The following is a 19,157-nucleotide window of genomic DNA, read 5'->3' as shown; positions in this document are numbered from 1 at the left end:
CAGTTCAGCTCCGTACCGCGGCGGCGACGTCCTCGACCGAGGCGACCTCGGTCGTGGCGGACCCGTCGAGCGGCTCGTAGTCGGCGGTCGTGTAGCTGCCGGAGGCGTGCACGACGATGTCGCGGCCCTCCTCGACCAGGCCCCGGTCGACCGCGTTCAGCACCCCGGTCGCCGCCATCGCCAGCGACCACTCGCGCAGCGTGCGCAGGTCGGCGGGCAGGTGGTCGCCGAGCAGCCCGCGCAGCAGCGGGTACCGGTGCACGCATTCGGCGAGCGACACGACGACGCCGTCGCCGCCGAACGTGCCGATCAGCTCGTTCATGGCCGGTGAGGTGACCGGGCCCCTGGTGTAGAAGGTCGGGTCGAGCACCTCGTCCGGGTCGTAGGTGACCTCGGGGAACCTCGGGTCGGTCGTCTGCCGGAACAGCCCGCTCGCCGGGTCCGGCGCGTACCGGGGGCGGTGGCCGGGGTCGAAGTCGCCGTGCCGCAGGTTGAGCACCATGTCCGGGGTGCCGAGGTGCTGCACCAGCAGGCTGGCGGGGCGGGTGGCCCGGCTCGCCGTGCCGTGTTCTTCGAGCAGCGCGCGGCCCTCGTGGTAGCCGAGCAGGCCGAACGCGCTGGACACCGCGTGGGCGTGCAGCCGGGGCCGGGCGCCGGGCGCGTCGGTCGGGTCCACCCGCTGCTCGAAGAACGCCCGCGCGGTGTCCGCGACCAGGTAGTTGCGCAGCTCCAGGGTGAACCACAGGTTGACGCCGCGGTCGCGCAGCGCGGCGGCGTGCTCGTCGACGTACGCGCGGCCGAGCGCCTTGACCCCGTCGGCAGGGGTGCCGCCGTAGAGCAGCATCGGGTTGAGCGCGCGCAGCCCGGCGTCGGTCGAGAGCCTGCTGGCCCGCAGCTTCTGCCTGCAGGACACCGGTGCCAGCACGACGACCCGCAGCTGTTCCGGGGTGACCAGCCCGGTCTCGACGGCCCGCAGCACGGCGTCGCGCAACGCGACGCCCTTGTTCGCCGAGGTCGGCGAGACGATCACGATCGGCTCGCCGGTGCGGCGGATGTACTCCACCGCGCGGGCGACGATCAGCAGCGACGCGAAGGTCTTCGTGGTGCCGGTGCCGGGGTTGCCGGTGAGGTCGAGCAGGGACAGCCGGTGCCCGGCGTACTCGCCGGCGGGCTGCCAGCGGGCGGTGGCGACGGAGAGGAACTCCCGCACCACGGGGTCCAGCCGCGGCAGGGCGAAGCCGGGGGAGAACGCGGTCGGGTCGTCGAGCACCGGTTCGGGGTTCGGCACGCAGCGGGCGACCGCCGCCAGCAGCAGGTCGTGGAAGTCGGTCAGCAGGTTCGCCGACGGCGTGTTCTGCGATGTCGTCGATGTCGTCGACGCCGTCCGGGTCCCGGTCGGCTCGTCGGTCACGGCGCTGGTCATCGAACTGCCCATCAACCGGTTACCCCCTGTAATCGTCCGGCAGGTTCGGCGCGCAGCCGGTCACGCAGTGCGCCGAGCTCGGCGGTCGCCGAGTCGAGATCGCCCACCGGGAAGCCGGCGGCGAGGTCGGGTGCGAGCCCGGCGAGCTCCTCGGCAGCGGCGGGCCCGAACCGCACCCGGCCGCCACCGCCCGTCGCCCGGTCGACGGTGACGCCGTCGGCCATGGCTGCCCGCTCGTTGAACGCCACCACCTGTGGTTCGCCGAGGCCGGGAGGCAGCCGCAGGGTGAGGTCCGTGCCGTGCAGCCGCACGGGGTAGCCGCCCGGCCGCCCGTGCGGCCCGGGAAGGTGGGTGTCCAGCGGGGTGCCCGCGAGCAGCGCGGTGAGCAGCAGGGCGGCCGTGTGCCCGGTGATCTGGTTGAGTTCGGCGCGATCGGTCGCGCGCTGGGCGGCGAGCAGCGCGCCCGGGTCGGCGACCGGCTCGTCGTCGACCCAGGCCAGCGCCTCGGCGACGCCGGTCGCCGGAGCGTGCAGGTGGACGTGGTGGGCGAGGAGCCGCAGCCGGGACTGGTCGGGAAGACCGAGCGCGGCCTGGGCGCTGGCGGCGAGCAGGCCGACGTTGCCGAAGCCGGCGAGGACCGGCACGCCGAGCGCGGCGAGCAGCGGGTTGACCGCGTCCGGGAAGCAGCCGTTGAGCAGCCACGGCCGGGGCGTGCGGGTGGCCAGCAACCGGCCGGCACGCAGCGCCGCCTCGGCCTGGAACGGCAGCGCGAGGCCGAAACCCGCGCGGCGCAGCAGCGCGGTCCACGCGGACGGGCGGGTCGTCGCCTCCCACGGCGACTGGCTGGACGCGCAGACCAGGACACCGTCGAGGTCGGGTGCGGCGAGCACGGACTCCAGATCGCCCACGTGGGGGACGAACCGCACCGGGCGGCCCGCGGTCACCGCGCGGGTCCCGGCGACGAAACAGACCTCCTCCGCGCGCCGCTGGTCCCGGCCGGACACTTCGACCCGTACCGGTACGGCGCACAGGACGGCCAGTGAGTAGCAGATGGACCTGGCGAGCGCCCCGGTGCCTACCACGACGATCCGTCGCTCCCCGGATAACAAAACCAGGTCCCCCCAAAGGCATCGCTCTACTCACGGCGCGCTGGATGCTAACCACCCGGAGGTCGCGATGGGAAGGTTTCGCCAACTTCGCCTTTGGTCTGTGACTCACGGGTTATCGTGGCGCGGCGACCGCGAAGAGAGGCCCGATTGACACCGACCACACGGGACGCCACCGAGCGCTGGCTGAGCAGGCCGGTCCCCCGGCCGGACGCCGGGACGCAGCTGTTCTGCCTGCCCTACGCGGGCGCGGGAGCGAGCGCGTACCGGGCATGGGCGGGCGCGTTCGGCCCCCGGGTCGAGGTGACCGCCGTGCGGCTGCCCGGCCGGGAGAACCGGATCCGGGAGCGGCCGGAAGTCGACCCGGTCGCCGTCGCCTCGGTCATCGACGCGGCGGCCACCCGGCCCTACGCGCTGTTCGGTCACTCGATGGGCGCACGCCTCGGGTTCGAGGTGATCCGCGAACTGCGCCGGGCAGGAAGACCGCTACCGGTGCGGCTGTACCCGAGTGGGATCGTGCCGCCGGACCAGCGGGTGCGGAGCGTGCTCGACGGGGTGTCGCGCCTGCCGGACGACGAACTGGTCGCGCGGCTCACCGCGGGCGGCGGGGTGCCTGCCGAGGTGCTCGCCGAGCCCGACCTGGTCGCCCTGCTGCTCCCGGTGCTGCGGGCCGACCTGACCTGGGTCGACGACTACGTGTACGTACCGGACGAGCCGGTGCCGGTGCCGATGGTGGCGTTCGCGGGCGAGTCCGACCCGATCGCACAGGCGTCCAGGGTGGCGGGCTGGGCGGCGCACACCAGCGCGGGCTTCACGCTGCACACGTTGCCGGGCGGGCACTTCTTCCTGCACGACCAGACCGGCGCGATCGCGGGCGCCATCGAGGCCGACCTGTTCGGCGAGGGGCCGTCGTGACCACCGACCCGCTGGCGGTGGCCGCCGCGACCGCGGTGCTGCGTTGCTACAGCGGTGTCGCGCCGGTTCGCGTGCTCACCGGTGGTGCGCAGGAGGACGCGCCGGATCCGTTGCCGCTGAGCGGGATCCCGCCCGTCGCCCGGCTGGTCGTGGTGGACGGCAGGCCACGGCTGGAGTTCCCGGGTGCGACCGTGCCCGCCGAGGTGGCGCGGTGCGTCGCCGAGGACCTCGACACGGTGCTCGCCAGGTTGCGGGCCGCGCCGCACACCCCGCCCGAGGCGCTGTTGCCCGAGCCCGCGACCGAGCGGCTCGGCCCGCCACCGGCCGAGCCGCTCGGCGGTGTGGACCACTCGGTGCCCGAACTGTTCTCGGCCACGGCAGCCAGGTACCCGGACCGGGTCGCCGTGCTCGACCGCGGTGTCCCGCTGACCTACCGGGAACTCGGTGCCAGGGTCGCGAGCCTCGCGCACCTGCTCGCCGACGGCGGCGTCCACAGCGGACAAAGGGTCGGCCTGCTGCTCGACCACGGCGCGGGCACGGTCGCGGCGATCCTCGCGACGCTCACCGTAGGTGGCGTGTACGTGCCACTCGACCCGCGATACCCCGCGCCCCGGCTGGCCGCGATGAGCACGCAGGCCGGGTTGTCGACGGTGCTGACCACCGCGGCGCACCGCACGCCCGCCGAGTCGCTCGCGCCGGGCGCGGTGGTGCTGGACACGGCGGACGCACCGGAGGTGGCCGGCCGGCCGGACCGGCCGCTGCCCGCGCCGGACGCGCCCGCGTACGTGCTGCACACCAGCGGCTCCACCGGACTGCCCAAGGGTGTCGTGCAGCGGCACCGCAACGTGCTGCACCAGATCCGGTTGCACCGCACCAACTTCGGCATCACCCCGGCCGACCGGATCAGCGTGGTGTCCTCGTTCGCCTTCGACATGGCCGTCACCGACATGTTCTCCGCGCTGCTCAGCGGCGCGTGCTGCGTGCCGGTGGACGTGCGCGAGGTCGGTCTCGCCGGTCTCGCGGCGGTGCTGCGGCGCGACCGGGTGAGCATCTACCACTCCACGCCGACGGTGTTCCGCTACCTGTTCGACGGCCTCGAAGAGCCCCTCCCGGACCTGCGGGCCGTGCTGCTCGGCGGCGAGGCGGTGACGGTCGCCGACGTCGACCGCTGCCGCAGGCTCCTGCCTGCGCACGCGGTGCTGGTCAACGGCTACGGCGCCACCGAGATCAGCTTCGCCGCCCAGAACCCGCTGCCGGTGGCAGGTGCCGCGGGCGAGCCGGCGATCGTGCCGATCGGCAGGCCGCTGCACGGCATCCGGGTCGGCCTGCTCACGGCGGACGGCACCCCGTCGGCGGTGGCGGGCGAGGTGGCGATCAGCAGCGAGTTCCTCGCCGACTACTGGGCGCCGGCCGAGGAGGCCGCGGCCCGGTTCGACACCGACCACGCGGGCGTCCGCCGGTACCGCACCGGCGACCTCGCACGCAGGCGACCCGACGGCACCCTCGTCTACCTCGGCAGGCGGGACCGCCAGGTGAAGGTGCGCGGCTACCGGGTGGAGCCGGGCGAGGTCGAGGTGGCACTCGGCGCGCTGACCGGGGTGGCCAGGTGTGCGGTGGTGCCGGACCGGCGCGGCGAGGAGCAGTTGCTGCGCGCGTTCGTGGTCGCGGACGGCACGGCAGAGCCGGGCCAGGCAGACCTGCGGGCCCGGCTCGGTGAACTGCTGCCCGGCCACCTGGTCCCGGAGACGATCGACGTCGTCCCCGACCTGCCACTCACCCCCACCGGCAAGGTCGACGCCGCCGCGCTGCTGGCCCGCCACTCGCGCCCGGCCCACGACACCGCGGCCCCGGCGACCGGCACGGCGGTGGCCGACGTGATCGCCGCCGTGTGGGCGGCCGTCCTCGGCCGCACCGACATCGGCAGGCACGACCGCTTCTTCGACCTGGGTGGCCATTCCCTGCTCGCGGCGACCGTGCACCGCAGGCTCCTTGCCGCCCTGGGCCGCGACTTCCCACTGACCGCCATCTACGAACACCCGACGATCGCAGGCCTCGCCGCACACCTGGACGACCCGTCCCCTGCCGCTCCCGACGGCATCCCGGACCGGATCGCCGACCGCATGGCCCGCCGCCGCGCCCGGTCCCGGCCCTCGGCCAGGTGAGGTCCAGTGTGTCCTCGCCGGACGGGCAGGTCTCCGGAATGGCCGGGAGCCCCTTGGCGGGGCGGCTTGCGCCACCGTCGGGGTTGCCGTGGGCGGGGCCCCGCTTCGCGGGGCATGCGGGCGGCTCAGCGGGTGACCGGTGGACATTCCCGGAGGTGGGCCGCGAGTGCGGCGACGCGGACCGGGTCGCCGGGGGCCATCGCGGTGTCCACCGTGGTCACCGCGGTGACGGGGCCTTCTGTGGTGTCCACGTCGAGACGGACCGCGCCGCCCAGGGGGACCACGCGGCGCAGGACGCCGTCCACGGCGATCGTGTCCGGTGGGGGCGGCCGGTCGGTGGCCAGCGGGAGGCAGCGTTCCGGGCGTGCGACCAGCATCGTGTCGTGGCCGGTGAGCGCGGGTGGCAGGTGGGTGGTGAAGCCGAGCAGGTTCGCGCACTCGAGGTCGGCCGGCGCGTCCAGCACCTCGTCGGTCCGGCCGACCTGGCGCAGCTCGCCGCGCACCAGCAACGCCGTGCGGCCCGCCAGTGCCGTGGCCTCCGCGCGGTCGTGGGTGACGAGCAGGACCGCCGCGTTCTGGGCGTCCAGCGCCGAGCGGAGATCGGCGAGCAGGTCGGTGCGGGAGGTGGCGTCGAGGCCCGCGAACGGTTCGTCCAGCAGCAACACGCGTGGCGACACGGCCAGGGCGCGGGCCAGGGCCACGCGTTGCGCCTCACCACCGGAGAGGTTGCCCGCGTGGCGGGTGGCCAGGTGCGCCACGCCCAGCGCCGCCAACCAGGGTTCGGCTCGTTGGCGGGCCGCACGGCGGGGCACGCCGCGCAGTCGTAGGCCCGCGGCGGCGTTGTCGAGCACCGTCATGCGTTGCAGCACCGGGCGTTGCAGCACCGCGGCGACCGCCGCACGCAGCTCGGCGGTGGTGGCTGCCTTGCCGTCGAGCAGCACCGTGCCCGACCGGGTCGCGGTGCCCAGGTGGGCCAGCGCGCGGAGCAGCGTGGACTTCCCGGCACCGTTGGCGCCGAGGACCGCGAGGGTCTCCCCCGCCGCGATGTCCAGCGACGGCACGGCGACCAGTTCGCGGCCGCCCGAGGTGACCCGCAGGTCCCGGCACCCGATGCTCATCCGGCCGCCCGCTGCCGGTGCTGCGCGAGCGTGACGCCGAGGTTCACCGCGAACGCGAGCACGAGCAGGATCAACCCGAACGCGATCGCCAGCGCGAACTGCCCCCGGCTGGTGGCGAGCACCGCGGCCGTGGTGAGCACCCTGGTCTCCCCCGCCAGGTTGCCGCCGACCATCTGCGCGGCCCCGACCTCGCTCACCACGGCGCCGAACCCGGCCAGTCCGGCGGCCAGCAGCGGCAGCCTGGCCTCCCCGAGGAGCGCGCCGAGCGCTCGGAGCCGGGTCGCGCCCAGCCCACGCATCTGCAGCAGGAAGTCCGGGTCGACCTGCTGCAGGGCGGTGGCCGTCAACGCGGTCACGATCGGCGCGGCGATCGCGGCCTGCGCGATCACCATCGCCGTCGGGGTGTAGAGCAGGCCGAACGCGCCCAGCGGGCCCGACCGCCACAGCAGCACCGTGACGAACAGCCCCACGACGACCGGCGGCATGCCCATGCCCGTGTTCGCGACGGCGAGCAGCACCCGGCGGCCCCGGAAGCGGCCGAGGGCGAGGGCGGTGCCCACCGGGGCGCCGAGCATGAACGCGATGACCGTGGCGCTGAAGGAGACCTGGAGTGTGCGACCGGTGATCGCCCACGTGTCCTGGTCGCCGGTCAGTAGCAGCCGCAGCGCTTCGAGCAGGCCGTCGCCGAATACGTCCACGCGGTCAGCTGCCCAACGCGAACTCGTCCTTGCCTGCGTCGGGCACGAACAGGGCCTGGCCGAACTCCTCCTTGCCGAACTCGCCGATCATCCGCTGCGCCTCCTGCCCGGTGATCCAGCCGGCGAACGCCGCGGCCCCGTCCGGCTGGACGCGGCCGCCGGCAAGCTTGGTCATCTCGATGACGTGGTAGACGTTCAGCAACGACCGGTCGCCCTCGCCAAGCACGTCGAGCGCGAGATTTCCCCGCTGGGACAGGAAAGTCGCGCGGTCGGTCAGGGTGTAGGCCGACGACTCGCTCGCCACCCGCAGCGTTGCGCCCATGCCCTGACCGGTGGAGCGGTACCACTGTCCGGAAGGGACGATCCGGTTCTGCTCCCACAGCTGCATCTCCCGCGCGTGGGTGCCGGACTCGTCGCCTCGGGAGACGAACCCCGCGCCCGACGCGGCGATCCGCCGCATCGCCTCCGCCGCGGGCACCCCCTTGGTCCCGGCCGGGTCGGCGGCTGGTCCGACGAGCACGAAGTCGTTGTGCATCACCAGCGTGCGCCCGCCGGCGGTGCCCTCCGCGACGAACTCCTCCTCGGCCGATGGCGAGTGCACGAGCAGCACGTCGGCCTCACCGCGCCTGCCGAGCTCGATCGCCTGCCCGCTGCCGACCGCGAGGGGCTTGACCTGCCAGCCGGTGTCCGCCGTGAACGCGGGCAGCAGCACGTCGAGCAGACCGGAGTCCTGGGTGCTCGTGGTGGTGGCGAGGATGAGCGACCTCTCGTCGGACTGCCCGGCCGCCTGGTCCGAGCCGCACGCGGCGAGCGACAGCAGAACGGCCAGAAACGCCAGTGCCCTCATCCCTGACTCCTTCTGTAGCATCACAGATGCGCACAAGGTTAACCCGCCGAGCTGTCGAGGGATATGTGACCCGTTACCTGGATCTCGGTACCGAGCTGGCCAGAGCCGTGCTCGCCGGTGAGCGCGCGGCGGGGAGCGAGCTGCCGAGCGTCCGCGACCTCGCCACCGCCGAGGCCACGACGACCGCCACCGCCAGCCGTGCCTACCGGTACCTCGCCGACCACGGGGTGATCAGCCTCGAACCCCGGCGCCGGGCGCGGGTGAGCCACGACGGGCCCGCCGCCGCCCGGCGGCTGCTCGGCGGCACGCGGACGTTCCGGCTCGCGGGCAGCGACGATCCCGCGATGAGCCTGCTCGTGCGGCACCTCGGCGACCGCGTGTCGGTGGTGCCAGCACGCGGGAGCCTGCACGGTCTCGCCGCGGTCGCCGCGAACACCGCCGACGGCGCGACCGCGCACCTGCGCCACCACACCGGCGTCTACAACGCGCCGTTCGCGCGGGCGGTCCTGCGGGGACGGCAACCCGCGCTGCTGCACCTGTGGCGACGCGAGCAGGGTCTGCTGCTGCCCGCCGGAAACCCGCGCGGCATCACGGACATCCGGCAGGTGCGTGGCCTCCGGGTGGCCAAGCGCAGCCCCGGCACGGGTACGAGGGTGTTGCTCGACCACGCGCTGGAGGTGGCGGGCGTGGCACCCGACGAGGTCGGCGGCCCCGAGTTCGGGTCGCACCTCGAGGTCGCGCTCGCGGTCGCCGCGGGCGCGGCCGACGCGGGACTCGCCGTGCGCGCCGCCGCGGTCGACCTCGACCTGGGCTTCCTTCCCGTGGCCTGGGAGACCTACGACCTCGTCCTGTCCGCCGACGCGCTCGACACCGCGGCTCCCCTCGTCGAGGCGCTGAGCGATCCCGGGGTGCGCGCGGCGATCACCGGCCTCGGTGGTTACGACCTCGGCGAGGCGGGCGTCGTCGACCACCTCGCGGAAGGTCAGCGGACCCTTCTGCCGGTCTCCGCGCACGAGTAGCCGCCCAGCGACTCGACCTCGTCGCGGAACGCCTGCGCGTCGAGCAGTGTCCACAGCGGCGCCAGCCGGTCGTCGGTGAGGCTTTCCGTGCGCAGGACCAGGTCGTAGGGCTCCTGGGTGACCGGGACGAAGTCGAGGCCGAACGCGCGCGCTGCCGCCAGGATCCCCAGCCCCGCGTCGGCACGGCCGGCGGCGACCGCGGCGGCCACCGCGAGGTGGGTGTGTTCCTCGCGGGGGTAGCCGGGCACGTCGGCGGGATCGATGTCCCGCCGCGCCAGCTCGTGGTCGAGGAGCACGCGCGTGCCCGCACCGCGCTGGCGGTTCACATACCGCAGGCCGGGGCGGGTCAGGTCGTCGATCTTGGCCAGTTCGAGGGGGTTGCCCGGCGCCACGATCAGGCCCTGGTCGCGGTGCACGAGACGGATCACCGCGATGTCGTCGCCGAGCAGTTTGTCCACGTACGGCAGCGTGTACTCGCCGGTCGCCGGGTCGAGCAGGTGCGAGCCGGCGAGGTGGCACAGGCCGTCGCGAAGTGCTACCAGACCGCCGAGCGAGCCGACGTTGGACGAGGCCAGCGTGACGAGCGGGTCGGTGGCCCGCAGCGCGGACGCGGCGAGGTCCAGCACGAGGTCGTGGGAGCCGATCGCCACGATCGTGCGGTCGATCTCGCCGAGGCCGCGCAACAGCTCGACCCGGACCTCCTCCCCCGCGTGGTGTCCCTCCACCCCGGACGGCACGACCAGCAGCCCGTCCGCCCGCATCAGCGACGTGAGCACCCCGGCGCCACGCGGCAACGGGGTGGCGACGACCCGGTCCCGCACCCGGCCGAGACGGACCCGGACCCAGTCGTCCATGCCGATGGCGGACGGGAGCTTGCGCGCGAGGTGGGCCGTGGTCGACGGCCGTTCCCTGGGTGCGGCGCCTTCCAGCTCGGCGAGCAGCGGGGCCGCGAAGATGTCGAACGTCAACGCGGCGGAGACCGGGTAGCCGGGCACCCCGACCACCGGTGTCGCGTCGACGACACCGAGCACGACGGGATGGCCCGGCCGGACGGCGACACCGTGCACGGCCAGCGTTCCCGCACCGGCGACCACGCGGGCCGTGTAGTCGTCGCGACCGGCGCTCGAACCGGCGATCAGCAGGACCAGGTCGGCGGTCGCGGCGCCGGCCCGCACGGCGTCGGTGATGGCCGACGGGTCGTCGCGGACGATGTCGGTGACGTGTGCCTCGCAGCCTGCCTCCCGGGCCTGCGCCGCGAGCATGAGCGAGTTGGTGTCGAGGATGTCCCCGGGTTCGAGGGTGGCGCCGATCGGGCGGATCTCGTCCCCGGTCGGGATGACCGCGACGACCGGCGCGCGCCGCACCGCCAGTTCGGTCACCCCGGCCGCGGCGCACGCGGCCACGTCGACCGGCCGCAGGCGGTGGCCCTCCGGGAGCAGCAGCTCGGCCGTGCTGATGTCCTCGCCGATCGACCGGACGTGCTGGTAGGGCGGCACGGCGGCCCGCACCTCGGCCGCGTCGCCGACGCGGTGGACGTGCTCACGCATGACCACGGCGTCGTAGCCCACCGGCAGCGGGTCGCCGGTGTCCACGACCGCGAAGTCGGTGAGCAGCACCGGCGTCGTCTCGGCGGCGCCGACGGTGTCGGCGGCGCGGACCGCGATCCCGTCCATCCCGGACGAGTCGAACGCGGGCGAGGACCGCCGCGCCCACACCGGTGCCGCGGTCACCCGGCCGACGGCCTCGCCGACCGGCACCCCCACGACACCGACCCGCGGCGGGCAGCCTGCCGCGGCACGCGCCTCCCGCCAGGCGGTGTGGGCTTGGGCGGCGGGGACGTCGGAGACGAAGGGACTGCCGGCACTCATGACCGCTCCTCGCAGGCTCCGGGCGGCCGCTCGCGGGTCGCCAAGCCCTGATGGTTCGCTTCGCAAGCTCCGCTCATCGGTACAGGATGACCTCCACGTCGGAACCGGCGTCGAGCCCGGTCGCCGGTTCCGGCACGACCAGGTAGCCGTCGGCGCGGGTCAGCACCGAGAGCAGCGCGGAGGGCCCGAACACCGGCTCGGCCACCCCGTCGCGCAGCCGGACCTGCACCACGTCGAGCCGTCCGGCTGCGGACGCCAGGTCACGGGCGAGCCTGGCGCGCGTGCTCGGCGCGGGCGGCGGCGTCTCGCAGCCGGACAGCCGCCACAGCAGCGGCACCCCCACCTGCCCGAACACGACCAGCGCCGACAGCGGGTTGCCGGGCAGCCCGAGCAACGGGATCCCGCCGCAGTCCGCGAGCAGCGTCGGCTTGCCCGGCTTGATCGCGAGCCCGTGGCACCACACGGAACCGACCGCGGCGACGGCCCCTGCGGTCTCGTCGCGGGCGCCGACCGACGAACCGGCCGAGACGACCACCAGGTCGGCGTCCGCCAGCACCTCGGTCAGCCTGTCCTTCAACGCGCCGGGCTCGTCGCCGACGATCCCGGCGATGACCGGCGCACCACCGGCGTCGACCACGAGCCCGGCCAGCGCGGACGCGGTCGCGTCCCGCACCTGCCCGGCCGCCAGGTCCACGGTGGAGGGCGGGACGACCTCGTCGCCGGTGGAGATGATCGCCACCCGTGGCCGCGCGTGCACGGCGACCGACGTGACCCCGGCCGCCGCGAGCATCCCGAGGTCCGGTGCCCGCAACGGCCGTCCGGCGGCCACGAGCGGCGCACCGGCCGCGACGTCCTCGTCGGCCCGCACGAGACCACCGCCCGGCGCGACCGGCCGGGTGACCTCGATCGTGCCGGGCATCGTCTCGGCCGTGTACTCCACCATCACCACGGCGTCGGCGCCATCGGGCAGCACGCCCCCGGTCGGCATCGCCACCGCACCTCCGGACCGCACCGCGACCTCCGGTGCCGCGCCCATCCGCACCGCGCCGAGCAGGTCGAGGTAGGACGGCAGTCCGTCGGACGCGCCGTAGGTGTCGGCGGCCCGCACCGCGAACCCGTCCACAGTGGACTTCGCGAAGCCCGGCAGCGCAGTGGGAGCGCGTACCTCCTCGGCGGGGACCCGGTGGAGCGCGTCGAACAGCGACACGACCTCGACCGCCGTCCGGTGGCCGGGACGGAAACCCGCGAGCGCGTCGGCGACCGTGCGGACGGAGAAGAACTCCTTGCCTGTCAACGACCCGGCTGCTCCTTCGCCCCACCGGGACGGGGTTGCGGCCGCGCCGCGGCCCCGCCCTTGTCGAGGCCGAGCACCGACACCACGGGACCGAGCGCGACCTGTCCCAGCCCGCAGATCGACGTCTTGCGCATCGCTTCCTCCAGCCGCAGCACCTGCGCTCGCTGCGCGTCGTCCAACGTGGACGAACCGGTGTCCAGCTGGTCGCGCAGCAGCGTGTGCGCCTTGGTGGAGCCCACCCGGCAGGGCACGCACTTGCCGCAGGACTCGTTGCGGAAGAACCGGAGCACGTTCGTGGCCGCGGCCAGCAGGTCCGTGCCCTCGGCCAGCACGACGAGAGCACCGGAGCCGAGCATCGTGCCCGCCTTGGCGAGCGTGCCGAAGTCCAGTTCGAGGTCCAGCTGGTCGGGCCCGATGAAGTTGGACGACGCGCCGCCGGGCTGCACGGCGCCGACGGCCTTGCCGCCCTCGACACCACCGGCGAGGTCGATGAGCGCGCGGACGGTCGTGCCCATCGGCACGCAGTACACGCCAGGACTGGTGACGTGCCCGGAGACGGCGAAGAACTTCCAGCCGACCGAGTCGCCGAGCCCTTGCGTGGTCCACCACTGGGCGCCGCGCCGCAGGATCACCGGCACGTCCGCGAACGTCTCCACCGAGTTGATCAGCGTCGGCCGCCCGTGCAGGCCGTAGTTGCCCGGGAACGGCGGCTTGTTGCGCGGCTCGCCCCGATGGCCCTCCATGCACTCGAGCAGCGCGGTCTCCTCACCGAGGATGTACCCGCCGGGCGAGACGAAGATCTCCAGGTCGAGCCTGCGGCCGGAACCGCACGCGTCCGGCCCGACGACACCGGCGGCGCGCAACGCGTCGATCTCCGCGCGCAGCACGCGTTCCTCGGGGCCGTACTCGTGCCGGATGAACACGTACCCCAGCTCCGCGCCGACCACGGCCATGCCGAGCAGCAGCCCTTCGAGCACGAGGTGCGGCTGGTCGGCGAGGATCTGGCGGTCCTTGAACGTGCCCGGCTCGGACTCGTCCGCGTTGCAGATCGCGTACTTCACCGGGTCGTCGGTACCCGCGACGAGTTCCCACTTCTTGCCGGTGGGGAACCCGGCGCCACCCATGCCGCGCAGCCCGGACTCGGACAGCGTGGCGACCACGTCCCGCGGGCTCAGCTCACCGGAGAGCAGCGCCCGCAGCGCCTGGTACCGCTCGCCGACACCCGTACCGGAGGGGTACGGGTCGTTCGGCCACGGATCGGTGCGGCGCTGCGCCGGCGCCTGCCCCACGCCGTCCCCGCGGGCCGCGGCCACCAGCGCGTCCACATCGGACATCGGCGCGGGGTGCTCGTTGACGTCCGCGGCCGGTGCGACGTCGCAGCGGCCGAGACAGGACACCTCGACCAGCTCGACGTCGGTGTCCGCCCCGTAGCGCTCCTTGACCGCGGCGATCCGGTCCTCGCCGCCGCGCAGCCAGCACGACAGGTCGTGGCAGACGTGCAGCGCGACCTTGGCCGGCGGCGTGGTGCGGAAGTGCGGGTAGAACGAGACGATGCCCTCGATCTCGTAGCGCGGCCGCCGCACCTCGCGGGCCAGCTCCTCCAGCTCCTCGCGGGGCAGCCAGCCAAGCCGCGCCTGGATCGCGTTGAGCGCGGGGATCAGCGAGGGGCCGGGGAACTTGCCCGCCCGCCCCTCGACGCCAGGCACCCACCTGGCCCGCGCGGCTTCGGCACGTGCTGTCACATTGGTCGCTTCGCTCATCCGCTCAGACCTCGTCTTCCCTCGTCGCGTGCTCGGCGCTGGCGCGCCTGTGCGCGCTCCTCAGTCCAGACGAGGCCCGCTCCTTCGCTCCGCTCCTGGTGCTGAGTGTCATTCCGCCGCTCCCAGGATGTCCGACTCGGTCGTGTGCGCGGCGCCGAGCGCCTCAACCTGCACCGCGCAGAACTTGAACTCGGGGATCTTGCCGAACGGGTCGATCTCGTCGATCGTCAGCAGGTTCGCCGCCGCCTCCCGGAAGTGGAACGGGATGAAGCAGTTGCCCAGCTGTTCGCGGTGGGAGATCCGCACCTGCAGCTCGATCACGCCGCGGCGTGACCGCACCCGCACCAGCTCACCGTGCGCGAGACCGCGGTCCGCCGCGTCCTTCGGGTGCAGGTACACCTCGGCGACCGGCGCGATCGTGTCGAGCGCGAAGGAGCGGCGGGTCATCGACCCGGTGTGCCAGTGCTCGAGGAGCCTGCCGGTGTTGAGCACCAGCGGGTACTCCGCGTCCGGCAGCTCCTTGGCAGGCAGCCACTGCGCGGGCACCAGGTGCGCGAGCCCGTCGTCGGTGTTGAACCGCTCGTCGAACAGCACGACCGTGCCGTCGGAGTGGTCCGGGTCCTCGTTCGGGTAGAGCTTCCCGGACAGGCCCAGGTTGTCGTGCCTGAGGTTGGCGTAGGACGGCATGAGCGCGACCATCTCGTCGAAGATCTCGCTCGGCGAGGCGTACCGCCAGTCCAGCCCGACGCGCTGGGCGATGTCCTGCACGATCTCCCAGTCCACCCGCGCCTCGCCCGGCGGGTCCATCACCTTGCGGCCGAGCTGCACCCGCCGGTCGGTGTTGGTGTAGCTGCCCTCCTTCTCCAGGTAGGAGGAGGCGGGCAGGATCACGTCGGCGAACTCGGCGGTCTCGGTGAGGAAGATGTCCTGCACCACGAGGAAGTCCAGCGCCGCGAGGGCCTTCCGGACCTTGTTGATGTTCGGGTCGGACAGGAACGGGTTCTCGCCGAGCATGTACATGCCGCGCACACCGTCCGGCTTGAGCACCGACCCGATGATCTCGGTGACGGTGAGGCCCCGGTTCGGGTCGAGCTCGGTGCCCCACGCCTCCTCGAACCGCAGCCGGACCTGCTCCTGGTCGACGCCCTGGTAGTCGGGGAGGAACATCGGGATCAGGCCCGCGTCGGACGCGCCCTGCACGTTGTTCTGGCCGCGCAGCGGGTGCAGCCCCGCGCCGGGCTTGCCGACGTTGCCGGTGATGGAGCACAGCGCGATCAGGCAGCGGGCGTTGTCGGTGCCGGTGGTGTGCTGGGAGATGCCCATCCCCCAGTAGATGACGCCTGCCTTCGCCTCGCCCCACACCTTCGCGACCTCGCGGATCAGGTCCGCGTCAACGCCGGTGATCTGCGCGGCCCGCTCCGGTGGGTAGTCGGCGACCGTGCGGGCCAGCTCGTCGTAGCCCGACACCCTGGCCGCGATGAACTCGCGGTCGATCAGCCCGAGCCGGATCACCTCGTGCATGATCGCGTTGTAGAACGCCACGTCGGTGCCCGGCTTGACCTGGCAGTGGTAGTCGGCGTGCTCGGCGACCGTGCTGGCGCGCGGGTCGACGTAGACGATCTTCGTGCCGTTGCGGCGGGCCTGCTTGAAGAACGAGCTCGCGACCGGGTGGTTGGCGGTCGGGTTCGAGCCGGTGATGATCACGACCTCGGCGTTCGCGACGTCGCCGTAGGTGGTGGAGACCGCGCCGGAGCCGACCCCCTCGAACAGCGCCGCGACCGACGACGCGTGGCACAGGCGGGTGCAGTGGTCGACGTTGTTGGTGCCGAACCCGGTGCGGATCAGCTTCTGGAAGAGATAGGCCTCCTCGTTGGAGCACTTCGCCGAGCCGAAGCCCGCGATGGCGCCGGGGCCGCCCTTGGCGTGGACCTCCCTGAGCCGCCTGGCGACCAGGTCGAGCGCCTCCTCCCAGGTCGCCTCCCGGAAGTAGGGCATGACCTCGTCGTAGTCGACGAGCCCGCCCGGCTTGCGGCGGCCGTCGCGGCCCAGCTTCTTGCCGGACTTCCCGTCGCCCCGGCCACCGCCACCGCGGTTGCCGCCCTCGACCCGGCCGCGGTCGTTGTCGCCGCGGACGTCCTCGGACAGCGCGCTCTTCGGGTAGGCGGAGTCGATCCGGATGAGCGGCTTGGTGAGCCGCTGCGGGGAGGCGGCGTAGTCCCAGCCGTAGCGGCCCTTCACACACAGGCGGCTCTGCGACCCTGGCTGGTCGCGGCCCTCGGCGAAGGAGATCGCGCCGCGCTCGCGGTCGACGTAGTAGGTCAGCGCGCAGCCGACGCCGCAGTACGGGCAGACGCTGTCGACGGCGTCGAGCTGCTCGCGCGGCTGGATCGGGATGTTGTTGATGGACTTGTTGGTCAGCGCGCCCGTCGGGCACGCCTGCACGCACTCACCGCAGGTCACGCACGAGCTCTGGCCCATCGGGTCGTTGAGGTCGAACGCGATGAGGGTCTCGTAGCCCTTGCCCGACCGGCCGATGACGTCGTTGCCCTGCACGTCGTCGCAGGCGCGCACGCAGCGGTCGCACAGGATGCAGGCGTCGTGGTTGACCTCGATGACCGGGTTCGACAGGTCGACCCCGCGCCCGGAGCCGCACGGCAGCTCGGTGGTCTCCCTGGCCACGTCGAACCGGTCGGCCAGCTCCAGCAGCAGGTTGTCGCCGGTCTTGTTCTGCTTCGGGTCCTCGGCGCGCGGGGGCTGGTCGGCGACCAGCAGCTCGGTGAGCGTGGCCCGTTGCCGCTCGATCTCCTCGGTGGCGGTCTGGACGGTCATGCCGTCCTCGCACGGGCGCACGCACGCGGCGGCCAGCACCCGGCCACCCGTGTCGACCACGCACATGCGGCACACGCCCACCGGGTCGTAGCGCTCGTTGTGGCACAGCACGGGGATGTCGACCCCGGCCTGTTTCGCGGCATCGTAGATCGTCGTGCCCTCCGGCACGGTCACCGACCGGCCGTCGATCTCGGCCGAAACCGTCCGCACGGACGTCTCCGCGTTCTCGAGAGTCGTCATCGTCGCTCCGTCTCTCCTGGCATTGCATACAGCATACAGTTCCGGCTCTCGGCTCGTGAGGCCGACGTTATGCCGGGAGGTGAAGATCCGCCAGATCGGTGTGGGCCACCGCGCCGTCCTCGTCGAGACCCCGTGCCGCGTAGTACCCGGCGACCATGGCGCGGAGCCGGTCCGCGGTCAGCGTGGCGGTGCGGCCGGAGCCGAGTTCGAGGGGCGTTTCGAGCATCCGGACGGGCAGCGTGTCGTCGGCCGCGGTGGCGCCTTCCCGCAGGTTGTACGCCCGTTTCGCGCGGACGATCCGGCGGGCGGCCGCGTGCAGCTCCTCGGCGTCGATGTCCCAGCCGGTGACGAGGGCGAGCAGCCGCGCCCACTCGGTGAACGGGTCCTCGAAGACCCCGCGGAGGAACTTGCACAGGATCATCGAGTCCATGACCGCGGCCTTGTCCTCGGTCTGGACGGCGGCGGCGACGTGCGCCTCGCCACCGGCGAAGCGGTCGAGGTCACCGGACAGGTCGGCCTCGTACGCGCCGGAGCGGTTGTGGTCGGCGCCGCGTGCGTTGACGGCGAGGCCCAGCGCCATGGACTGCAGGCTGCGCGGCTCGTAGCCGGGCATCTCCAGGCCCTTGACCTGCGCCGCGAAGTCGAGCGAGCCGTGCCCGACCCGGCCCGCCGCCCGGCGGGAGCCCTCGGCGAGCAGCTCCCCCAGCCCCGGCTCCCGGGTTCCGATGGCGTCCAGGGCCTTGAGCAGGGCTGCCCCGTCGCCGAACCGCAGCCACGGCTCGTCGATCAGGCCGCGCTCGGCGCATTCCATGGCCCACGCGATCGTGCCGCCCGCGGAGATCGTGTCGATGCCGAGCTCGTCGCAGCGGGCGCTGGCGGCGAAGACGTCGTCCGGGTCGGAGACGCCGCACAACGGGCCGAGCGCGAAGACGTTCTCGTACTCCATGCGCTGGCTGCCGCCACCCTTGCGGCTGTAGATGTGTTCGCAGCCGATGGAGCAGGACGCGCAGCTGTTGCGGGCGACGCCCCGCAGCTCGTGCAGTTCCTCCGCGGCGAGCCGGGGGGCCTCCTCGAAGGTGGCCGCGGTGAAGTTGCGGGTCGGCAGCGTGCTGACCGCGTTGAACGCCAGCAGGTTCGCGAGCGTGCCCAGCTCGCGGTACTTGGCGGTGGCCGGGCCGAAGCTGCGGGCACGCAGGTCCTTGGCCGCGGCGAGCACCCCGGCCTGGTCGGCGACGTCCACCTTGGTGGCCGCCTTCACGAGCACGGCCTTGATGTTCTTCGCGCCGAGCACCGCGCCGAGGCCGCCCCGGCCAGCGTGCCTGCCGTCGTGGCTGATGGTCGCGTACCGCACGCCGCGCTCGCCCGCGGGCCCGATCGCGGCGGTGCGCCAGCCGCGGCCGAAGCGCTCCTTGGCCGCGGTCTCGGCGTCGGCGGCCGAGAGCCCGGCCAGTTCCGGAGCGGGTTCGAGCCGCGGCCCGTCCCCGTCGACCAGCAGGACCGACAGCTCGTCGGCGCGGCCCCGGATGACGATGGCCTCATGGCCGGTGAGCTTGCCCGCGATCGCGAACTGGCTGGAGGCCAGGGCGTCGGTGAGCAACCCGGTCAGGGGCGACTTGGCGACGACGGCGAACTTCGCGCTCGTGGTCAGCGGGGTGCCGACGAGCGCGGAGAACACGAACGCGAGCGGCGCGTCCGGTGCGAGCGGGTCGACACGCGGCGGGGCGAGCCGGTGCATGAGCCACGTACCGAGGCCGACCCCACCGAGGTACGCCCGCAGGACGTGGTCGTCGATGGCGAACGTCGTGCCCGTGACGTCGTCACCACGCACGTCGACGACGAGCGCCTTTCCGAAAAATCCACCTGGCGCCATGTGTCTAC

At 73.5% G+C, this 19,157-nt stretch carries 13 protein-coding genes; 3 read left to right on the top strand and 10 right to left on the bottom strand.

From position 1 onward, the window contains the following. Nucleotides 1–4 precede the first annotated feature (4 nt). Both ACFPCV_RS30420 and ACFPCV_RS30415 read right to left on the bottom strand, forming a co-directional pair. Nucleotides 5–1,423, bottom strand: a complete 1,419-nt coding sequence (locus tag ACFPCV_RS30420; protein WP_378059873.1) for a DUF6002 family protein — start codon at nucleotides 1,421–1,423, stop codon at nucleotides 5–7. Between the two features lie 11 nt (nucleotides 1,424–1,434). After that, nucleotides 1,435–2,505: a hypothetical protein gene (locus ACFPCV_RS30415; protein ID WP_378059872.1), complete on the bottom strand. Its 1,071-nt coding sequence runs from the start codon at nucleotides 2,503–2,505 to the stop codon at nucleotides 1,435–1,437. Nucleotides 2,506–2,679: 174 nt separating this feature from the next. Here ACFPCV_RS30415 and ACFPCV_RS30410 point away from each other — a divergent pair, with 174 nt between their 5' ends. Together ACFPCV_RS30410 and ACFPCV_RS30405 are read left to right on the top strand one after the other, a co-directional pair. Then, on the top strand, nucleotides 2,680–3,444 hold the full coding sequence (locus ACFPCV_RS30410; protein WP_378059870.1) for a thioesterase II family protein: 765 nt from the start codon (nucleotides 2,680–2,682) through the stop codon (nucleotides 3,442–3,444). Continuing rightward, nucleotides 3,441–5,606 carry a non-ribosomal peptide synthetase gene (locus ACFPCV_RS30405; RefSeq protein ID WP_378059868.1) on the top strand — a complete coding sequence of 722 codons (2,166 nt, stop codon included), beginning with the start codon at nucleotides 3,441–3,443 and terminating at the stop codon, nucleotides 5,604–5,606. The genes ACFPCV_RS30410 and ACFPCV_RS30405 overlap by 4 nt, the downstream gene beginning before the upstream one ends. Before the next feature lie 125 nt (nucleotides 5,607–5,731). On the opposite strand, the gene ACFPCV_RS30400 is transcribed toward ACFPCV_RS30405, so the two are convergent. Genes ACFPCV_RS30400 through ACFPCV_RS30390 form a run of 3 tightly spaced genes read right to left on the bottom strand, consistent with a single transcriptional unit; the run spans nucleotide 5,732 to nucleotide 8,269 of the window. Next, complete coding sequence (locus ACFPCV_RS30400; protein WP_378059867.1) at nucleotides 5,732–6,724, bottom strand: sulfate/molybdate ABC transporter ATP-binding protein; 993 nt, start codon at nucleotides 6,722–6,724, stop codon at nucleotides 5,732–5,734. Then, nucleotides 6,721–7,422 carry an ABC transporter permease gene (locus tag ACFPCV_RS30395; protein WP_378059865.1) on the bottom strand — a complete coding sequence of 234 codons (702 nt, stop codon included), beginning with the start codon at nucleotides 7,420–7,422 and terminating at the stop codon, nucleotides 6,721–6,723. The genes ACFPCV_RS30400 and ACFPCV_RS30395 overlap by 4 nt, the downstream gene beginning before the upstream one ends. Before the next feature lie 4 nt (nucleotides 7,423–7,426). After that, nucleotides 7,427–8,269, bottom strand: a complete 843-nt coding sequence (locus ACFPCV_RS30390) for an ABC transporter substrate-binding protein (RefSeq protein WP_378059864.1) — start codon at nucleotides 8,267–8,269, stop codon at nucleotides 7,427–7,429. 65 nt (nucleotides 8,270–8,334) lie between these two features. On the opposite strand from ACFPCV_RS30390, the gene ACFPCV_RS30385 reads away from it, so the two are divergent. Beyond that, a complete protein-coding gene (locus ACFPCV_RS30385; RefSeq protein WP_378059862.1) occupies nucleotides 8,335–9,288 on the top strand; it encodes a substrate-binding domain-containing protein in 954 nt (317 codons plus the stop codon). Here the strand turns inward: ACFPCV_RS30385 and ACFPCV_RS30380 are convergent. From ACFPCV_RS30380 to ACFPCV_RS30360, 5 genes are all read right to left on the bottom strand, one after another. Beyond that, nucleotides 9,252–11,156, bottom strand: a complete 1,905-nt coding sequence (locus tag ACFPCV_RS30380; protein WP_378059860.1) for a molybdopterin biosynthesis protein — start codon at nucleotides 11,154–11,156, stop codon at nucleotides 9,252–9,254. The genes ACFPCV_RS30385 and ACFPCV_RS30380 overlap by 37 nt on opposite strands. Nucleotides 11,157–11,229: 73 nt before the next feature. After that, nucleotides 11,230–12,450, bottom strand: coding sequence for a molybdopterin molybdotransferase MoeA (locus ACFPCV_RS30375; RefSeq protein ID WP_378059859.1), 1,221 nt, complete (start codon nucleotides 12,448–12,450; stop codon nucleotides 11,230–11,232). Beyond that, nucleotides 12,447–14,210, bottom strand: coding sequence for an NAD(P)H-dependent oxidoreductase subunit E (locus ACFPCV_RS30370; RefSeq protein WP_378059858.1), 1,764 nt, complete (start codon nucleotides 14,208–14,210; stop codon nucleotides 12,447–12,449). Before ACFPCV_RS30370 ends, ACFPCV_RS30375 begins: the two co-directional genes overlap by 4 nt. Nucleotides 14,211–14,318: 108 nt before the next feature. Continuing rightward, the gene (fdhF, locus tag ACFPCV_RS30365) at nucleotides 14,319–17,279 is read right to left on the bottom strand and encodes a formate dehydrogenase subunit alpha (RefSeq protein ID WP_378059857.1); all 2,961 of its coding nucleotides are present in this window, start codon (nucleotides 17,277–17,279) and stop codon (nucleotides 14,319–14,321) included. Between the two features lie 67 nt (nucleotides 17,280–17,346). After that, nucleotides 17,347–19,149: an aldehyde ferredoxin oxidoreductase family protein gene (locus tag ACFPCV_RS30360; RefSeq protein ID WP_378059855.1), complete on the bottom strand. Its 1,803-nt coding sequence runs from the start codon at nucleotides 19,147–19,149 to the stop codon at nucleotides 17,347–17,349. Nucleotides 19,150–19,157: the final 8 nt, after the last annotated feature.

The sequence above is a fragment of the Actinophytocola glycyrrhizae genome (assembly GCF_042653545.1).
Classification (GTDB): Bacteria; Actinomycetota; Actinomycetes; order Mycobacteriales; family Pseudonocardiaceae; genus Actinophytocola; species Actinophytocola glycyrrhizae.
Note: the sequence above shows the minus strand (reverse complement) of the source record. Positions and strands in the feature narration are given on the sequence as shown.